The organism is Sphingomonas longa, from assembly GCF_016892685.1.
Lineage (GTDB): Bacteria > Pseudomonadota > Alphaproteobacteria > Sphingomonadales > Sphingomonadaceae > Sphingomonas > Sphingomonas longa.
Map to the genome: position 1 here is coordinate 149,687 of NZ_JAFEMC010000003.1, position 17,179 is coordinate 166,865.

A 17,179-nucleotide genomic window follows, 5' to 3' on the forward strand; every position below is an offset into this window, starting at 1 on the left:
GCGGCGAGACGGTCGCGGCTTTCCCAATGGGATGGTAAAACGAGACTATAGCTGGGAGCCGTGCCGTCTATTGGGCAACGTCGCCTTCAAAACAGGCGGTCGAGGTCGCGCATTCCTTCGACAACCGCGACAATCTCGACCTGATCGGCGTCGGCGTCATGCTCGTAGAGAATCAGATAGGTTCCATGAACAAGCGTGCGGGCGCCTGGCCGGATATCGTCGCGCGACGTGCCTATACCGGGGAAATCCCGTAACCTTTCGATCTTGACGTCCAGCGCCAGCAGCAGCCTGTCGGCAGCACGATCGTCATCCAGCGAGATGTAGGTCCAGATTCGTTTGAAATCCTCGCGGGCGCGACGCGATATGACGATCGCGGTCATCTCAGCGCGCGGCGTCAGCTTCGCTTCGGGCCTCTGCGATAATTGCCTTCATGTCGAGCGGACCGGCAATACCGCTGGTCTTGCCCTTGTCCCATGCGTCGCGCAGCAGCCGCAATTCCTCCGCACGAAAGGCGCGGCGCTCGTTCCACAGGCGCATCGCATCGCGCACCACTTCGCTCGCCGACGCATATTCACCCGCCGCGATGGCGGCATGGATCGTCTCCGCCATCGGCTCGGGGACCACGACGGTCATTCTGGCATATTCACCCATCGTCGAACTCGACTCCTTAGGCGGTTCATAATAATTCATAACGGTAGGGCCCGCAAGGATGTCGCCCGGCAACTAAGGTTTAATCGCGCCCGCTAGGCGCTCGCCGTCTCGCAACGGATCGAATTTCGGGAATGGCCGGCTTGGTGGTAAGCGGACATCCGTCGCATACTCATCGCTGAAGTTGTAAGTCTATCTTCCAGCCGTAGCATGCGTTTGCTGCCGCGATGACGCTGGTTTTCGAAACGGCACTCGCAACGCTCAGGCTATCAGCAGTCCAGCTAAGAGCGATTGGCTGCATCCCATCAAAAGCCACAGCTCGGCAGGACAACCAACGGTCGCTTGGCAGCCCTCTTGGTTGAACCCAGACAACGCGGGAAAAGCCACTTACCGCGCCACAGTCGGTCATCTGGACGCGAGCCTCTGTAAAGCCGCTCGGCGAGATTGATCGCGCAAATGTGGTCGTTTCACACATCGCCCCTTCCACGGTTCCAAGGGCGGCAAAAGCGGCCAAGGCTACGAGTATGGCACAGCCGCAGCCAGTTTGCCGCCGCTCGCCGGTAGTCAGTTCTCGTTTGCTGCCCATGCGCCCACTCTGCTCGCTGTGGCGAACGGCCGCAATTGGCCGCTTCAGGCTGTCACCTGCCTTCCCGAAAACGAAGGGGAGGGAGACGGCGCGGGCTTTCTCACAAGGATGGTAAATCGGGAAGTCGAACTTACGGGTTTATAGTCGTCACTCGCGGGGACGTTGTCAAAGCGATCAGCGGCAACCCTGTGTGGATGAGCATTAGCCACCAAAGTTCGTGCGTCACCGAAAAAGCGGTGGTGAAGACAAGAGCAGATGCGATGCTCGCCATCATCATCCGGCGATCTTTCACACCATGTGCGACGCCGTAGGCAAGCGCTGCCACTCCTACGGCCGCAATGATTCCCACTAACGGTGTCAGGAACCACAGCAAGAACCCCCTATATAGGATTTCCCAACCCGACCCCGCTGCAAATGCGAACAGGATATAGGCGGCACGTTCGACTGTGGTTTGCGGAAACGGATCGTCAGCGTCTTCCGCGCTCACGTTCTCTTTGCGCCGGGCGGCTACAGCTAGAACTGCCAGAAGCAACGCCGCGCCAAGCAGGCAAATCCATCCCAGCTTTGTGGGTGGAAGTCCTAATCCTAATAAGGATGCACTTCTTCTCGCGAAAGCCCATCGTAAGGCCAAAATGCTCAGACAGCCTGAGATCATCAAAATTGCGGAACGATAACGCGCGATACGAGAGCGACGAATACCGGATCGTTCCCGCCACACTACCAGCATAGGGATGCCGATCAACAGGAACGTTGCCAGCGCGATATCTACCATGTCTTTGATATCGCTCCTGCCGGAATTCCCAGATGGCGCTTCTATAGTGAATCATCAAAAAAATCGCGATGCGTGGCGCGAGGCGTCTTTCTCGCAAAGGAACGGCGGGCGAGAAGGCATGAGCGTTCTCGGAATCGATGGTGAAATGGGAAAACTCTGGTTTGACGAGAAGCATTATCTCGCCGTCGTGATCGGTAGCAGCCCTACAGCACGCCGATATTTTGCAGCCACTGCTTGACTTGGCCGGGCCACTCCCTTGTGATGGGATCAGCGGTCGGCCGCATTCCGAAAGCATGACCACCCTTGGCGTACAGGCGCATATCAACCGGCACGCCAGCATCGTTCAATGCCAGCGCGTAAGCCATCGGCTCCCGGATATCGTCGACGGGATCGTTCATTGCGTGGATGATGAATGTGGGGGGTGCCTTGGGGCTGATCTTCACCCAAGGCTTAAGTTCGAGATTGTTCCTGCTCTTGCTGTTGTCCAGCATACGCGCCGTATAGGCGACAATCGCAAAGTCGGGTCGGGGAGATTGCCGATCTGCTGCATCAGCAAGCGGGTAGGTACGCTCTTCGGTGTTACTAATGTTTGCTACCAGATAAGCACCTGCGGAGAAACCAATCACGCCGATCTTGTGCGGATCGATCCCATGGGTCGATGCCTGCTGTCGCAGTAGCCCCATTGCGCGCTGAGCGTCTTCCAGTCCCAACAGCACCTTAGGCCGCTGCTGCTTTCCGTTTTCCTGTGGCCATACCTGCGGCGTCCGGTATTTCAGCATGACGCAGGTCATGCCCTGCTCGACTACCCAATCGCAGATCTCGGTGCCTTCCAAGTCGGTCGCGACCGCGTAGAAGCCGCCGCCTGGCAGAACCATCATCGTCGCGCCGGTATTACGGCCGTTTGGCTTGTAGATGGTCATGGTCGGCCGGGTGACGTAGCTCGCCCAGTGCCACTTCCTGCCACCAACAAGCGGTGAGCCGTTGCCCGTTGCTTCGGCCTCAACGCCGGTGTCCGGCTTCGCAAGAGCGACGTTCGCAGGCCATAACGGCACCTGCGTGCCGCCAGCGGTCGGTTGCCACACGCCCTTTCGTTCCACCTTCGGAACTTCAATCCTGTCTGGCGAACTGTCGTTCTTGCTGGCTTGGCCGCAGGCCGCTCCAGCGAGGCCAAGTGCGAGGAGCGACGGCCCGACAAACCGGAAGCGCGACAAATCCGATCTCCAATTCTGAAGGCGCAACCCGCGGTTGAGAATCATCCGGGGTGCGATGGATGCAGGTTAATGGCGACTGCTATTCCCGCAAGCCGCTGCTTCCCAAAAACGCAGGAATGGCGGGACAGTGGCCCGAGCAATTGCTCCGAGAGCCATCGAGATCACCTCGTTTTCTAAAAATCTGTTCCCGATTGCTCTTTCCCGAAATGGCCGATTGGGGACGGAGAAATGGGAAAGGTTGCACTTAGCGGACGACCATGATCGGGAGCCCGGATCGGCAGCCTGAATGTGCGCCATGGAGCGCTTCGGGACATAGCCGATCACGGGCATTCCGCCTGATAGAAGCAACATCGCGGCCCCGCAGCCGCACGTCGACACCTCGCCGCCGCCCGTTGCTCCCGGCCCGGACACTCCCTAGAGCGACAGGCCACACCGCGGGGGGCGGACAGGGTTCGGGGAAGCAGCGTCTTGATCGCCAATGAAGATCGGTCCCGGCAGGTGCGGCCGCAATCCGGCATCCTCCCCGTATCCGGCCCGCTGGTCCGGGACCTCGAACGGCGCTGGCTCGGCTTCGCGCTGCTGGCATGGGCGGTCGTCGCCGCATGGTATGTGTTCCATCGCTGGACCAGCATCCATTGGCTGTCGCTGGGCGATACCGACGACAATATGCGCCTTGCACAGGTGCGCGCGTGGCTCGCGGGGCAGGACTGGTCCGACCTTCGCCAGTACCGGCTGAACCCGCCCGCCGGCTTCGACATCCACTGGAGCCGCATCGTCGACCTGCCGATCGCCGGCCTGATCCTGTTCTTCCGCCAGTTCACCAGCAACGCGTGGGCCGAACGGCTGGCTTGCGGCATCGCGCCGCTGCTGCCGCTGTCGATCGTGTTCGTCGCCCTGTCGGCGATGGTCCGCCGTCTCGTCGCGCCGATGGCGTGGACGCTGGCGCTCGTCATCCTCGTCACCGGCGCGACCGCGACGATGCTGATGTTCATGCCCGAACGCATCGATCACCACGGCTGGCAGCTCGCCTGCCTCGCGGTGACCGTCGCCGGCCTCGGCGATCATCGCGGGGCCCGCGGCGGTGCGCTCGTCGGCCTCGCCAGCGCGATGTCGCTCGCGATCGGGCTGGAATTGCTGCCCTATGCGGCGATGGCCGGCGCGATCATCGCGCTGCGCTGGGTATGGGACGCGCGAGAGGCGCGGCGGCTGGCCGTCTACGCGCTGACGCTGGGCGGCGGCGGCGGGATCGGCTTCGCGCTGTTCGCCTCGAACGCCAATTACGCGATGCGCTGCGACGCATTGACGCCGGTCTGGCTCAGCGTCGTCGTCGCGGCGGGCGCGCTGCTGCTGCTGCTCGCGCTGGTGTCGCCGCGTTCGGCGGGTATCCGGCTCGGACTGGCACTGACCGCCGGCGCGGTGATCGCCGCAGGTTTCGTGCATTTCTTCCCGCAATGCCTCGGCCGTCCAGAGGGCGTCTCGCCCGAACTGGCGCGCAACTGGCTGGACAATGTCCGCGAGGCGAAGCCGATCTACAAACACCCGTTCCGCGTCGCCTTCCCGATCGTCGCCTTGCCCGTGGTCGGCCTGATCGGCGCGTTCGTCGCCGCGTGGCGCGCCCGCCGCGGCCCGCAGGCGGTCGGCTGGGCCGCGGTCGCGCTGTTCAGCGCGTTCGCGGTGGCGATGCTGTTCTGGCAGGCACGGGCCGGCCCCGCCGCGCAGTTGCTGGCGATCCCGGGTGCGGTGGCGCTCGCGTGGCTGTTGCTGCCGTGGTTGTTCAACCACCGCCTGATGCCGGTGCGCGTGTTCGGCACCGTGATCGGCTTTCTGGTCGTGTCGGGGCTCTTCGCCGGCCTCGCGATCCAGTATCTGCCGATCGACCGGCCGACCAAATACACCCGCCGCGTCAATGCCGCGACGGGGGAGTGCCTGCGCACGTCGCGGCTGATGACGCTCGATCGCATTCCGAAAGCGACGCTGTTCACGTTCGTCGATCTCGGCCCGCGCCTGATCGTCGTCACGCATCACGATGCCATCGCCGGCCCGTACCACCGCAACGGGGACGCGATCCTCGACGTGCAGCATGCCTTCGGCCGCTCGCCGATGGAGGCGCGTGCGATCATGAAGCGCCACGGTGCGACGATGCTGCTGGTCTGTCCGAACATGGCGGAGGCGACGATCTATCGCGCGCGCAATCCCGGCGGCTTCTACGACCGGCTGGCGAACGGGCGGACGTTCGACTGGCTGACGCCCGTGCCGTTGGTGCGCGGGTCGCCCTACCGGCTGTACCGGATCGACTAGGAAACGATCCGTTTCATCCTCGGGACGCCCTTAACCATCGACTTCTCCGTATACGCTTTCCGATGCAGACGTTCAGCCCCACCGATCAGCACAGGCAGCTTGCAGCGATGATTGCCGAGTCGCTGTCGCTCGCCGATTCGCTTGGGCTGCACCGCGTCGGCATCGGGTTGAACGACGCGCTCGAACAGCTGACCGGCTTTGGCTACGCCCCGCCGGGGACCGAGCCCGCCGTCAACGCAGCGTGACCGCCAGCCCGTCCATCACGAACTGAACCGCCAGCGCCGCCAGCAACACGCCGAGCAGGCGCGTGATCACGGCCTCGATCTTCGCACCCAGCATCCGCATCAAAGGCCCCGCCGCCAGCAAGCTTACCAGCGTCAGCAGCAGGATCGACGCCAGGGCAGCCATCACCACCGCCGAGCGTTCCAGCCCGTCGTTGCGGCTCATCAGCAGCATGACGGATGCGATCGATCCCGGTCCGGCGATCATCGGCATCGCCATCGGGAAGATCGACACGTCCTCCGCTTCGTCGGAGGAGATGTTGGCGGCACGGTCTTCGCGCCGCTGCGTCCGCTTTTCGAACACCATCTCCAGCGCGATGAGGAACAGCATGATTCCGCCCGCGATGCGGAAACTGGCCAGGCTGATCCCCAGCCCGCGCAGCAGCGCCTCGCCGAACAGCGCGAACACGACGAGGATCGCGGCCGCGACACCGACCGCGCGCACCGCCATCGTACGCCGGTGGATCGGCGTCGCGCCCGCCGACAGGCCGGCATAGATCGGCGCGCAGCCGGGCGGATCGATGACGACGAAGAACGTGATCAGCGACGAGACGAACAGCTCGAGCAGGCCGGACGTGCTCACAACTCCGGCTCGGCGACGCCAGCGCGGCGGCTGGCCGCGACCAGCGTGTTGCGCAACAGGCAGGCGATCGTCATCGGCCCGACGCCGCCCGGCACCGGCGTGATCGCCCCTGCGACCTGCACCGCGCTGTCGAAGTCGACGTCGCCGACCAGCCCGTCGTCGGTGCGGTTGATGCCCACGTCGATCACCGTCGCGCCTGGCTTGATCCAGCCGCCCTCGATCATCCTCGGAATCCCGACCGCCGCGACGACGATGTCCGCCCGCCGCACCGCCGCGAACAGGTCGCGCGTGCGGCTGTGCGCGATCGTGACCGTGCAGCTCTCAGCTAGCAGCAGCTGCGCCATCGGCTTGCCAACGATGTTCGACCGTCCCACCACTACGGCGTCCAGCCCGGCGAGATGGCCGTGCACCGCCTTCAGCATCATGATGCAGCCCAGCGGCGTACATGGCACCAGTGCCGGCAATCCGGTCGCCAGCCGCCCCGCATTGACGGGATGAAAACCGTCGACATCCTTCGCCGGATCGATCGCGGCGATCACCGCATGGCTGTCGATGTGCGACGGCAGCGGCAATTGCACCAGGATGCCGTCGACGCCGTCATCGGCATTGAGTTCGGCGACCAGTTCCAGCAGCCCGGTCTGGTCGATGTCGACCGGCAGGCGATGCTCGATGCTGTTCATGCCCGCGGCGGCCGTCGCCTTGCCCTTGGAGCGGACATAGACCGCAGACGCAGGGTCCTCGCCCACCAGCACCACCGCCAGTCCCGGCTGGCGTCCGGTCGCGGCGGTGAAGGTCGCGACACCCTCCGCGACGCGCTGGCGCAGGGCGGCGGCGTGCGCCTTGCCGTCGATGATCGTGGCGGAAGAAATAGGAGCCGTCATGGCCGTCCCATAAAGCCCCGGCGTCGTTTTCGCCAGCGTAGCGAATGCCGACCGGTGCGAGGTTCAGACCGCGGTCGTGGCCGCCATGTAGTTCATCATGATGTTCGGCAGCACGATGTTGGACAGGATGTACACGATCAGCAGCACGACCATCGGCGACAGGTCGAGTGCGCCGAAATCGGGCAGGATGCGCCGGATAGGCCGATAGAGCGGCTCGGTGATCCGCTGCAGCGCATTCCACACCGTCCGCACGAAGTCGCTGTACGTGTTGATGACGTTGAACGCGATCAGCCACGACAGGATCGCCTGCACGACGATGATCCACCACAGGACGTTGAGGAGCAGCTGGACGATCTGGAGGATGGCGATCAAGGCGGGAACTCTCCGAAACGGGTGTCGCCAGCATCTATAGGGTGTCCCGGGCGGCGCGAACACCCGATGCCATGCAAAAACCGCTTGAAGCTGACGCAGCGTCATCCGCTACCCGGCGAATCATGCACACGCCACCCGACATCGCGCCACTCGACATCGCCGACGTGGTCCGCCGCACCGGGCTGAGCGCCCGCGCGCTGCGCTTCTACGAGGCGCGCGGACTGGTCCGCCCGCTGCGCACCGCCGCCGGTCGCCGCATCTTCGGAGCCGCGGAGCTGGAACGCCTCGGCCGCATCGTTGCGCTGAAGGCGGCGGGGTTCACGCTGTCCCAGATCGGCGCGGTGCTCGCCGACCGTCCGCTCCCGATCGCCGGGATCGTCGCCGCACAACTCGCAGCGCTCGACCGGCGGATCGATGATCTCGCCGCCGCCCGCACGGTGTTGATCGCCGCCCAGTCCCGCCTCGACCGCGGCGAGCCGCTCGATGCCGCGACCCTCTGCTTGCTGATTTCACAAGGAGACAGGATCATGACGCACGCCGACTGGAAACAGGTCGTCGACCGCTACTACACGCCCGAAGAACAGGCCCGCTGGGCCGATCGCATGCCGACCGGCTTCGACCAGCAGGGCTATGCCGACCAGTGGCAGGCGCTGGGTACCCGCATCGCCGCCGCCCTCCCGCTCGACCCCGCCTCGCCGCAGGCCGGCGAACTCTACGATGCGTGGCAGGCGCTGCTCGCGCCGTTCACGGCCGTCGCGACGCCAGAGATGATGAAGGGCGCAACGAAACTCTACGATGCGATGCCGGAATGGCGGGGTGACCGCCAGCCACCCTTCTCGCCGGAGGTGTGGAGCTTCATCAAGGCCGTCAAAGCCGCTCGCGGCTAGCGTGCGGGAGTGAAGGGGCGGCCGATAGCGTCGGCTATCGCGCCGCCTTCGCGCTCACCAACGTGCCCGCACCCTGCCGCGTGAAGATCTCCAGCAGCATCGCGTGAGGGATGCGGCCGTCGAGGATGACTGCAGCGTCGACGCCGGACTGCACCGCCGCCACGCACGTCTCGATCTTGGGGATCATGCCACCGGTGATCGTCCCATCGGCGCGCAGTTGCTCCACCGCGACCGGGTCGAGCGAGGTCAGCAACTCGCCCTGCTTGTCGAGCACCCCGGCGACATCGGTCAGCAGAAAGAACCGCGACGCCCCCATCGCCGCTGCGATCGCGCCGGCCATCGTATCGGCGTTGATGTTGTACGTCGTCCCGTCCGCGCCAACGCCGACCGGCGCGACGACCGGGATGATGCCCGCGTGCGACAGCGTGTCGAGGATACGCCGGTCGACCGCAATCGGCTCGCCGACAAAGCCCAGATCGACATGCCGCTCGATCCCCTGCAACGGATCGGGATCGCGCAGGCCGACCTTCTCCGCCAGCACCAGCCCGGCATCCTTGCCGGAGATGCCGACCGCGCGTCCGCCCGCCTGTCCGATCCAGCCGACGATATCCTTGTTGATCGATCCCGCGAGAACCATCTCGGCGATCTTCGCGGTCTCCGCGTCGGTCACGCGCAGTCCGTTCACGAACTGCGACTCGACGCCCAGCCGCTTCAGCATCGCGCCAATCTGCGGACCGCCGCCGTGGACGACGACCGGATTGATCCCGACCGCCTTCAGCAGAACCACGTCCTCCGCGAAGTCGCGTTGCAACTCCGGATCGCCCATCGCGTGGCCGCCATATTTCACGACGAAGGTCTGGCCGGCGTAACGCTGAAGATACGGCAACGCCTCGGTCAGCGTCTCCGCCTTGGCGAGCAGGGCGGCGTCGGGTGAATGGTCGGTCATGCTGCGCCCTTAACGATCGCGACGAGGAGACGAAAGCGGATGTCGGTATTCGAGGGGCGACATATGAGGCGTGCAGTGCGACAAGCCGCCACACCGCCGATTCCGCGTCGATCGGCCATCCCGGAGAGGTCGCCGCCGCTACCGGTCCAGCCGCCGCCCCAATCCAACGAACAGGTAGATCGCCGGCGGCACCAACACCGCCGACAGCACCACCTTCGCCAGCATCTGACCCGCCAGCAGCTCGCCGATCGGAAACACGCCGAGGAACGCGATGGACACGAACAGCAGCGTGTCGACGATCTGGCTCAGGATACTGGCGATCCCGGCACGCAGCCACAGCAGCGTCGATCCCTCCCGCCCCTTCAGCCACGAAAAGATCGTGACGTTCAGCGTCTGCGAGATACCGTAGGCGACGATCCCGCCCACCCAGATGCGCGGCGTGCCGCCCATCATCAGCGCGAACGCGTCACGCCTGGCCGGCTCCATCTGCGGGCTCGCCGGCACCGCCAGCACCACGACCGCCAGCAGGATCGACACGACCAAGGGCACGAAGCCGATCCGCACCAGCCGGTTAGCGATGTCGCGCCCGTGCAGTTCCGCGACCGCCGACGACGTCACAACCAGCAGCAGGAAGGCGAAGATCCCCGCCTCGACCGCGAGCGGCCCGAGCGCCACCTGCTTATTGCCGAGCACGCCGGCGATGCACACCATCCCGCCGTAGAAGATCGAAAAAGCGAACAGCGAGCGGGGGATGCGGAGTGCGGTATCCATCGCCGGAGTGCTAGCGTCCACCGTCGACGGGCACAATCTCGGCCATGGCATCGCCGTTCATGCTTTTGCGCGCTCCCTGTTCCTGCATTGCCGGCTGCCCGCCACCACGGGGCTGTCCTACGCCCGCGATTATTGCCATAACGTGCGGCAATATCGAGGTTCGGGGCGTGCGAAACGTCTCAAGAAGGGGCTGTTTGCCGTGACGTTTGGGACCAATCGCGCGTTTTCCGGCCGGGCGGGCCGTTCGTGAGCCGCTTCCTGATCGGTATCGCCGGCATAGTCGTCATCCTCGGTATCGCCGTCCTCCTGTCCAGCGACCGGCGCGCGATCCGGCTGCGCGTCGTCGGTGCGGCCTTCGCGCTTCAGGTCGGGATCGCGGTGCTGGTGCTGTATGCTCCCTGGGGCCGGTCGGTGCTCGCCTTCCTGTCAGGCGGCGTCGCGGACTTGTTGAGCTACGCGAAGGCGGGAACCGACTTCCTGTTCGGCCCCCTCGCGACGCCGGCGATCGGCGGCAACAGCTTCGCGATCGCGGCGCTGCCCGTCATCATCTTCTTCGCCAGCCTCGTGTCGATCCTCTATTATCTCGGCGTCATGCAGCTGGTCGTGCGCTGGATCGGCGGCGGCATCGAAAAGGTGATCGGCGTGTCGAAGGTCGAGTCGCTCTGCGCGGCGGCGAACATTTTCGTCGGCCAGTCGGAATCGCCGCTGGTCATCCGCCCCTATCTCGCCGGCCTTACCCCGCCGCAATTGTTCACCGTCATGACCAGCGGCATGGCCGGCGTCGCGGGCACGATCCTGGCGGCCTATGCCTCGATGGGCATCTCGATCGAATATCTGCTCGCCGCCAGCTTCATGGCCGCGCCGGGCGGTATCCTGATGGCCAAGATCATCATGCCGGATGCACGCGTCCCGGTGCAGGGCGAACTGCCGCTCGGCGATGTCCACGCGCACGACGTGCACCTTGCCGAGGCGCGGATCAGCGGCGTCGGCCCCGCCGCTTTGCTGCCCGAAGGAACGCCGGGCGAGCCGCTACCCGACGCCACGCATGACGAGGAGCGCCCCGCGAACCTCATCATGGCCGCCGCGCAGGGTGCGCAGACCGGCGTCAAACTGGCCGTGGCGGTGGGCGCGATGGTGCTGGCGTTCGTCGCCCTCGTGGCGCTCGCCAACGGGCTGCTCGGTGGGTTCGGCAACATCATCGGGCTGACCGGCCTGTCGTTCCAGGGGCTGCTCGGCTACGTCTTCTCGCCCGTGCTGTTCCTGCTCAACGTGCCGTGGCGCGAGGCCGGGATCGCGGGTGGCCTGTTCGGGCAGAAGATAGTTCTGAACGAGTTCGTCGCCTATATCTCGCTCGGGCAGCAGGCGGCGGCGTTGTCGCCGCGCACGGTCGCGATCGTCACCTTCGCGCTGTGCGGCTTCGCGAATTTCTCGTCGATCGCGATCCAGATGGCGGTGACGGGCAGCCTCGCCCCCAATCAGCGGCCGATGATTGCGAAATTGGGCATCCGAGCGCTGGTCGCCGGCAGCCTCGCGAACCTGATGTCCGCCGCGCTTGCCGGCCTGCTGATCGGCTGAAACCGGGGGGAGGGGCCATAGCCCTCCCCCTTTATGCTTCAGGCGAAAAGCACTGCCGTCCGCCGGCGCCGCATCGCCCCGCCGACCAGACCGAAGCCCGCGATCATCATCGCCCACGTCGCCGGCTCCGGCACCGCGCCGGTCAGCGACAGATACTCGGCGCGCGACAGTTTGAAGCTGTAGACGAGATTGGGGATCAGCGACTGGCCGGTCGGGCATGCGCCGCCCAGCGCCACCTGCGACCGCACCGTGTTGGTCGCATTGACGCACACGTCGAACTGCGTGCCGCTGCCGTTCTGCGTGACGGAGAAGTCGTTGTCGGTTGCGACGATCAGCGTGATGCCGCCATCCGCAGTGCGCGGTCCGAAGGTGAAGCCCTCGATCTTCTCGGGCACCTGCAATCCACGCGCCTTCAGCGCGGCGGCGATGTCGATGAACGGCGTGGCATCCTTCTTCGCCGCGATTACGTTCGCCGGCAGCGTGTTGGTGCCCGCCAGGCTGATGTTGGCCACGTTCGTCGCACCCGTCAGGTCGATCTGGTAGATTCGCTTGGACGCGACTTCGGTCGACGCCGTATCGTCGACGCTCAGGCCGCGGTTGTCCCGCTCCAGCACCAGGAACTTGCCATTGCCGAGCGATTGGATCGCCGACACGCCGATCGACCGGCCCTGATTGTTCGCCCCGAACGTGTCCGTCACGCGCGCGTTGATGTCGGCACGATCCTCGAGCTGATAAATGAACTGACCGGTCGACTGGCCGGTCGCGACATCGAACGCGACGATGCGGACGTTGCCGCTGAAGCGACCGTCGGCGGTGCCGTTGTTGGCGCGGCCTTCCTCGACCAGCGGGTCCTGGAGGATCGCATAGGCGGTCTTGCCGTCCGGCGTCACCGTCAGCCCCTCGAACCCGCGATTGTCCTGACGACCGCTGGTGATCGTCGGGCGACCATCGACATAGTTCGGCGTTCCGTTCGCCTCTTTCGGCAGCAGGTTGGCCGGTGTCGTAAAGCTGCGGATCATCCGGCCATTCGCGTCGAACTCGTACAAGGACGGACCATATTCGTCGGATACGAGGAAGTTGCCGTTCGCCAGCCGCGCCAGCCCCTCGGAATCGAACGAGCGACCAAGCGTCGCGCTATTCCCGTTCAGCAGGCGCGGGTTCAAGCCATTGAACGCCTGACCGGTCATGTCGGTAAACACCGTCGTCCGCTGCAACGTGAACCCGCCGATCGCGCCGGTCGAATCGATGTCGAGCGAAAATGCCTGCATGCGCGGTGCATAGGACAGCACGCCACCGCCCGGCCCGCGATCGGTGATGCCATAGAATAGTCCGTCGGTGGCGTTGTAGACGAGGTCCGACCCGAACCCGCCCAGTCGGTTGTTACCGATGCCCGCAAAGCCCGACAGGTCGGTGCCATTGGCGATCGACAGGCTGGAGACGAAGCTGGCGGCGTGGGCCGGCAGGGCCGGAATGGCAACGGCAATCAGTAACGTAGCGATACGGCGCATCATGGTTCACTCCTGTTAACCGTTCGGCCAGACAGGATGGCGATGACGCGCCCATGACGCTTCAGCGACGGGACGAAGACTCCCGCGGCCCTCGGTGGTTCTTCGGCACCAGCCGGAGAACCACCAAGGCCCCGTTTGTTACGGCATCATCACCGTATCGATGACGTGAATGACGCCGTTCGACTGATACACGTCGGCGATCGTGATCCGGCCCATATTGCCCTTGGCGTCCATGATGCCCCAGCCGGCACCCGCCTTGTGGAACGTCAGCGGCTCACCCTGCACGGTCGTGTAGGTCGCGGTGCCGCCGTTCGCCTTCGCCTTTGCTGCGATCTCCTTCGCCGTGATCCGGCCGGGAACGACGTGATAGGTCAGGATGCCGGTCAGCGTCGCCTTGTTCTCCGGCTTCACCAGCGTGTCGACGGTCCCGGCCGGCAGCTTCGCGAACGCCGCATTGGTCGGCGCGAAGACGGTGAACGGTCCGGGGCCGGACAGCGTGCCGACCAGATCGGCCGCCTTCACCGCCGCGACCAGCGTCGTGTGGTCCTTCGATGCCGCAGCATTCTCGACGATGGTTTTGGTCGGGTACATCGCGGCACCGCCGACCTTGGGATTCTTCTGCGCGTAGACCGCTCCGCCGCCCGCGACCATCGCGACCACGGCCACTGCGTTCAGGATATTCCGGTTCATGCTGCTCTCCTCCGCGCCGTCCAGCGACGCGGAGGAGATACGGACGGCTCATGGTTATTGATGCAAAGCAACTTTGCGTACGGGCAACGTGCGTTACCCGCGCGCAAGATCAGCGCGTCGGCACCGGCGTCTCGCCCGAATAGTCATAGAAGCCGCGCCCGGTCTTCTTCCCATACCAACCCGCCTCGACATATTTCACCAGCAGCGGCGCGGGCCGGAACTTGGGATCGCCCGTCCCCTCGAACAACACGCGCGTGATCTCCAGACACGTATCCAGACCGATGAAATCCGCCAGCGTCAGCGGCCCCATCGGATGATTAAGGCCCAACTGGCAGGCGGCATCGATATCCGGGATCGTCGCGACGCCCTCGCCCAGCGCGAAGCATGCCTCGTTCAGCATCGGCATCAGCACGCGGTTGACGATGAACCCCGGTGCATCGTTGGCGCGCACGACACGCTTGCCCAGGGCCTGCGCGTAGCGCTCCACCGCCGCCACCGTGTCGTCCGACGTGGCGAGGCCGCGGATCAGTTCGATCAGGCCCATCACCGGCACCGGGTTGAAGAAATGCACGCCGACGAAGCGCGCCGCGTCGGGCGCAGCCTGCGCCAGCCGGGTGATCGGGATCGACGAGGTGTTCGACGCCAGCACCGCATCGGCGCGGAGCACCTTGCTGACATCGGCGAAGATCTGGCGCTTGATCGCCTCGCGCTCCGTCGCCGCTTCGATGACCAGTTCGCAATCGCCCATCGCCGCCACCGACTCGACCGGTTCGATCAGCATCAGCGCAGCGTCCCGCGCGTCGCCGGTGATCTTCTCCTTCGTCACCGCCCGGTCGAGCTGCTTGGCGATCCCCGCCTTGCCCTTGTCCGCCTGTGCCTGCGACACGTCGGCCAGCAGGACTTTGAATCCTGCCTGGGCAGACACTTGCGCGATGCCTGCGCCCATTTGCCCCGCCCCGATCACGCCGATAGTCCGCATGCTGCTCTCTCCTCTATGTCCGCGCGCATAGCGGCTGCGGAACGCGCTCGCCAGCATCGGGGTTTGTCCCTGCATGCGTATCGCTTTGCCCGCCGCTACGGCGCTCGTCTTCGGCTCCGTCCTGCTGGGGGCGTGCACCGTCTCCGACGCGCCGGAGTCCGCGCCCAGCCCGACTCTCAACGCCGCCGCCGCCTCACCACAGGCGGCACCGACACCGACACCAGTGGCGGACGCCGCCCCGACACCGGTGAAGCCGGGCGAACAGAAGACGTTCGGCGACTGGATCGTCGCGTGCGACAATACCGCCCTGTGCCAGATGGCCTCGCTGGGGCCGGAGGATGGAGCCTACCCGTTCCCGCCGGTGACGATGGCCGTCTTGCGGCAGCCGGGACCGGACGGCGCGATCGATCTGTCCTTCGACGTCGCGGGCGACGAAAAGCCCGTCCGCCCCGTAGCAGTGACGATCGACAGTCGCCGCATGCCGCTGCCGGCGCTGAACGGCTCGGCCGCTGCCGCGACCGGCGCAGCGATGGCGAACGGCACGACGCTCGCGGTGCTGGAGGCCGGCGACAAACGCCGCGCCACCCTGTCGCTGAAGGGCGCGTCCGCCGCCATGCGCTGGATCGACGCGCAACAGGGTCGCGCCGGCACGGTAACCGCGCTGGTCGCGAAGGGCGACAGGCCCGCAGTGACGGTCCCGGATCGCCGCGCAGCTCCCGTCATCCGCGCCGTGGTCGCGACCGGTAGCACGTCGAAGCCGACGCCGAAGCAACTTGCCGACATGAAGCGGCTGGCGGCCTGCGGCGACGACAGTTTCGCCGCCAAGATGCCGCCGGAGGTGCACGCGCTCGGCGGCGGCACGACGCTGGTGATGCTGCCCTGCTCGTCGGGGGCGTATAACCTGTCGTCGGCCTTGTTCGTGATCCGCGGCGATGCTGTCGAGGTCGCCAAGGCCGATGTCCCCACCGGCTTCGGTCCCACCCCCGCCGCCGCCGAGGACGCGACGACCTCCGTCGTCAACGGCGCGTGGAAAAACGGCGAACTCACCAGCTACGCCAAGGGTCGCGGCCTTGGCGACTGCGGGGTCATGCAGACATTGGTCTGGGACGGCACCCGCTTCCGCCTGTCCGAACAATCGGAAATGGGCGAGTGCCGCGGCAATCCCCATTACATCACCACCTGGCGCGCGCAGGTGGTGCGGCAACAGCCCGACTAGGGCGCGACGCGTTCCGCCTGCGCCTCCGCCAGGTACACCGCGAACAGCCCGTCCGGATCGGTCCACTCCGCTACCGGCGTCCATCCACCCGCGCGCAACAGGATGCGGGCATCGCGTGCACCGTATTTGTGGCTGTTCTCGGTGTGGATCGACTCGCCCGCCGCGATCGCGAACGGCCGCTTGTCGACGTCGAACGTCGCGTCGCGCGTGGCGGTCAAGTGCATCTCGACCCGTGCGCGATCGTCGTTCCACCGCGCCTCGTGCCGAAACGCGTCGATCGGCACCGTCCCGTCGAGTTCGCGGTTGATCCGCTCCAGCAGGTTCATGTTGAACGCCGCCGTCACCCCCGCCGCATCGTCATAGGCGGGAACGAGCACGTCCGCATCCTTGATCCGGTCCATCCCGATCAGCAGCATCGCGCCCTCGCCCAGCGACGCCTTCATGGCGCGCAATAGGTCGGTCGCCATCGCCGGCGTCATGTTGCCGATCGTGCTGCCCGGGAAGAACCCCAGCTTCGGTGCGTCTGCGATCGTCCGCGGCAGCGTCAGTGGCCGCATGAAATCCGCCTCGAACGGCAGCACCAGCAGGTTGGGGAAGCGTGCCGCCAGCACCTTCGACGACGCGCGCAGGAAATCTCCCGAGATATCGATCGGGACATAGGCGGACGGCGCGATCGCCTCCAGCAGCAGCGGAGTCTTGGTCGAGGAGCCGGAGCCGAACTCGACCACCGCACGTCCCTCGCCGATCCGCGCACGCACATCGTCGCCGATCCGCGACAGGATCGCGACTTCGGTTCGCGTGGGGTAATATTCCGGCAGATCGGTGATGTGTTCGAACAGTTCCGACCCGCGACGATCGTAGAACCAGCGCGCCGGGATCGCGCGCGGTCGGCGCTCCAGTCCCGCCAGCACGTCGGCGCGGAAGGCCGGATCGGCGAAGCTGCGCGTGCCGTCCGCGTCGTCCTGCTTGAGCATG

The 17,179-nt window shown here is 65.6% G+C and carries 17 protein-coding genes and 2 pseudogenes; 5 read left to right on the forward strand and 14 right to left on the reverse strand.

All coding sequences use genetic code 11. The features are described from left to right. Nucleotides 1-86: 86 nt before the first annotated feature. The 4 genes from ILT43_RS10595 to ILT43_RS10610 all read right to left on the reverse strand — a co-directional run bounded on the left by ILT43_RS10595 (nt 87) and on the right by ILT43_RS10610 (nt 3,262). Nucleotides 87-380 carry a type II toxin-antitoxin system RelE/ParE family toxin gene (locus ILT43_RS10595; RefSeq protein ID WP_204198939.1) on the reverse strand — a complete coding sequence of 98 codons (294 nt, stop codon included), beginning with the start codon at nt 378-380 and terminating at the stop codon, nt 87-89. A 1-nt stretch (nt 381) separates the two neighbouring features. Beyond that, nucleotides 382-633 carry a ribbon-helix-helix domain-containing protein gene (locus ILT43_RS10600; protein ID WP_204198940.1) on the reverse strand — a complete coding sequence of 84 codons (252 nt, stop codon included), beginning with the start codon at nt 631-633 and terminating at the stop codon, nt 382-384. A 731-nt stretch (nt 634-1,364) separates the two neighbouring features. After that, nucleotides 1,365-2,006, reverse strand: coding sequence for a CPBP family intramembrane glutamic endopeptidase (locus ILT43_RS10605; protein WP_204198941.1), 642 nt, complete (start codon nt 2,004-2,006; stop codon nt 1,365-1,367). Nucleotides 2,007-2,209: 203 nt separating this feature from the next. Further along, entirely contained in the window at nt 2,210-3,262 is a 1,053-nt protein-coding gene (locus ILT43_RS10610) for an alpha/beta hydrolase (RefSeq protein ID WP_204198942.1), read from the reverse strand. 471 nt (nt 3,263-3,733) lie between these two features. On the opposite strand from ILT43_RS10610, the gene ILT43_RS10615 reads away from it, so the two are divergent. Next, the gene (locus ILT43_RS10615; RefSeq protein WP_425530302.1) at nt 3,734-5,515 is read left to right on the forward strand and encodes an AcrB/AcrD/AcrF family protein; all 1,782 of its coding nucleotides are present in this window, start codon (nt 3,734-3,736) and stop codon (nt 5,513-5,515) included. Between the two features lie 62 nt (nt 5,516-5,577). Then, nucleotides 5,578-5,760, forward strand: a complete 183-nt coding sequence (locus ILT43_RS10620) for a hypothetical protein (RefSeq protein ID WP_204198944.1) — start codon at nt 5,578-5,580, stop codon at nt 5,758-5,760. On the opposite strand, the gene ILT43_RS10625 is transcribed toward ILT43_RS10620, so the two are convergent. The 3 genes from ILT43_RS10625 to ILT43_RS10635 all read right to left on the reverse strand — a co-directional run bounded on the left by ILT43_RS10625 (nt 5,747) and on the right by ILT43_RS10635 (nt 7,632). Further along, nucleotides 5,747-6,364, reverse strand: coding sequence for a MarC family protein (locus ILT43_RS10625; protein ID WP_055845006.1), 618 nt, complete (start codon nt 6,362-6,364; stop codon nt 5,747-5,749). The genes ILT43_RS10620 and ILT43_RS10625 overlap by 14 nt on opposite strands. Before the next feature lie 11 nt (nt 6,365-6,375). Then, nucleotides 6,376-7,260, reverse strand: a complete 885-nt coding sequence (gene folD, locus ILT43_RS10630; RefSeq protein ID WP_204198946.1) for a bifunctional methylenetetrahydrofolate dehydrogenase/methenyltetrahydrofolate cyclohydrolase FolD — start codon at nt 7,258-7,260, stop codon at nt 6,376-6,378. Nucleotides 7,261-7,323: 63 nt separating this feature from the next. Further along, complete coding sequence (locus ILT43_RS10635; protein WP_204198947.1) at nt 7,324-7,632, reverse strand: YggT family protein; 309 nt, start codon at nt 7,630-7,632, stop codon at nt 7,324-7,326. Between the two features lie 122 nt (nt 7,633-7,754). Between ILT43_RS10635 and ILT43_RS10640 the strand changes: the two genes are divergently transcribed. Then, nucleotides 7,755-8,519 (forward strand): MerR family transcriptional regulator, encoded by a 765-nt coding sequence (locus ILT43_RS10640; protein WP_204198948.1) that lies wholly within the window; start codon nt 7,755-7,757, stop codon nt 8,517-8,519. Between the two features lie 34 nt (nt 8,520-8,553). Here ILT43_RS10640 and argB read toward each other — a convergent pair whose 3' ends face one another. Then, nucleotides 8,554-9,465 (reverse strand): acetylglutamate kinase, encoded by a 912-nt coding sequence (gene argB / locus ILT43_RS10645; protein WP_204198949.1) that lies wholly within the window; start codon nt 9,463-9,465, stop codon nt 8,554-8,556. A gap of 138 nt (nt 9,466-9,603) precedes the next feature. Further along, entirely contained in the window at nt 9,604-10,236 is a 633-nt protein-coding gene (locus ILT43_RS10650) for a queuosine precursor transporter (protein ID WP_204198950.1), read from the reverse strand. Between the two features lie 246 nt (nt 10,237-10,482). On the opposite strand from ILT43_RS10650, the gene ILT43_RS10655 reads away from it, so the two are divergent. After that, on the forward strand, nt 10,483-11,811 hold the full coding sequence (locus ILT43_RS10655) for a nucleoside transporter C-terminal domain-containing protein (protein ID WP_204198951.1): 1,329 nt from the start codon (nt 10,483-10,485) through the stop codon (nt 11,809-11,811). 38 nt (nt 11,812-11,849) lie between these two features. Here the strand turns inward: ILT43_RS10655 and ILT43_RS19515 are convergent. The 4 genes and pseudogenes from ILT43_RS19515 to ILT43_RS10670 form a co-directional block, all read right to left on the reverse strand. Continuing rightward, nucleotides 11,850-11,951: pseudogene (locus tag ILT43_RS19515) on the reverse strand (PEPxxWA-CTERM sorting domain-containing protein); the annotation flags it as partial. Between the two features lie 180 nt (nt 11,952-12,131). After that, nucleotides 12,132-13,322: pseudogene (locus tag ILT43_RS10660) on the reverse strand (esterase-like activity of phytase family protein); the annotation flags it as partial. A 135-nt stretch (nt 13,323-13,457) separates the two neighbouring features. Further along, nucleotides 13,458-14,009: a fasciclin domain-containing protein gene (locus ILT43_RS10665; protein ID WP_204198953.1), complete on the reverse strand. Its 552-nt coding sequence runs from the start codon at nt 14,007-14,009 to the stop codon at nt 13,458-13,460. A 109-nt stretch (nt 14,010-14,118) separates the two neighbouring features. Then, the gene (locus ILT43_RS10670; protein WP_204198954.1) at nt 14,119-14,988 is read right to left on the reverse strand and encodes a 3-hydroxybutyryl-CoA dehydrogenase; all 870 of its coding nucleotides are present in this window, start codon (nt 14,986-14,988) and stop codon (nt 14,119-14,121) included. Between the two features lie 73 nt (nt 14,989-15,061). Between ILT43_RS10670 and ILT43_RS10675 the strand changes: the two genes are divergently transcribed. Beyond that, nucleotides 15,062-16,204 carry a DUF1176 domain-containing protein gene (locus tag ILT43_RS10675; protein WP_204198955.1) on the forward strand — a complete coding sequence of 381 codons (1,143 nt, stop codon included), beginning with the start codon at nt 15,062-15,064 and terminating at the stop codon, nt 16,202-16,204. Here the strand turns inward: ILT43_RS10675 and egtD are convergent. Continuing rightward, nucleotides 16,201-17,178 carry an L-histidine N(alpha)-methyltransferase gene (gene egtD / locus ILT43_RS10680; protein ID WP_204198956.1) on the reverse strand — a complete coding sequence of 326 codons (978 nt, stop codon included), beginning with the start codon at nt 17,176-17,178 and terminating at the stop codon, nt 16,201-16,203. The genes ILT43_RS10675 and egtD overlap by 4 nt on opposite strands. Between the last annotated feature and the right edge of the window lies 1 nt (nt 17,179).

Bases quoted from the DNA above. Each gene is read 5' to 3' on its own strand.
- ILT43_RS10595 (WP_204198939.1), bottom strand. From the start codon at position 380: ATGACCGCGATCGTCATATCGCGTCGCGCCCGCGAGGATTTCAAACGA.
- ILT43_RS10600 (WP_204198940.1), bottom strand. From the start codon at position 633: ATGACCGTCGTGGTCCCCGAGCCGATGGCGGAGACGATCCATGCCGCC.
- ILT43_RS10605 (WP_204198941.1), bottom strand. From the start codon at position 2,006: ATGGTAGATATCGCGCTGGCAACGTTCCTGTTGATCGGCATCCCTATG.
- ILT43_RS10610 (WP_204198942.1), bottom strand. From the start codon at position 3,262: ATGATTCTCAACCGCGGGTTGCGCCTTCAGAATTGGAGATCGGATTTG.
- ILT43_RS10620 (WP_204198944.1), top strand. From the start codon at position 5,578: ATGCAGACGTTCAGCCCCACCGATCAGCACAGGCAGCTTGCAGCGATG.
- folD (WP_204198946.1), bottom strand. From the start codon at position 7,260: ATGACGGCTCCTATTTCTTCCGCCACGATCATCGACGGCAAGGCGCAC.
- ILT43_RS10640 (WP_204198948.1), top strand. From the start codon at position 7,755: ATGCACACGCCACCCGACATCGCGCCACTCGACATCGCCGACGTGGTC.
- argB (WP_204198949.1), bottom strand. From the start codon at position 9,465: ATGACCGACCATTCACCCGACGCCGCCCTGCTCGCCAAGGCGGAGACG.
- ILT43_RS10650 (WP_204198950.1), bottom strand. From the start codon at position 10,236: ATGGATACCGCACTCCGCATCCCCCGCTCGCTGTTCGCTTTTTCGATC.
- ILT43_RS10665 (WP_204198953.1), bottom strand. From the start codon at position 14,009: ATGAACCGGAATATCCTGAACGCAGTGGCCGTGGTCGCGATGGTCGCG.
- ILT43_RS10670 (WP_204198954.1), bottom strand. From the start codon at position 14,988: ATGCGGACTATCGGCGTGATCGGGGCGGGGCAAATGGGCGCAGGCATC.
- ILT43_RS10675 (WP_204198955.1), top strand. From the start codon at position 15,062: ATGCGTATCGCTTTGCCCGCCGCTACGGCGCTCGTCTTCGGCTCCGTC.
- egtD (WP_204198956.1), bottom strand. From the start codon at position 17,178: ATGCTCAAGCAGGACGACGCGGACGGCACGCGCAGCTTCGCCGATCCG.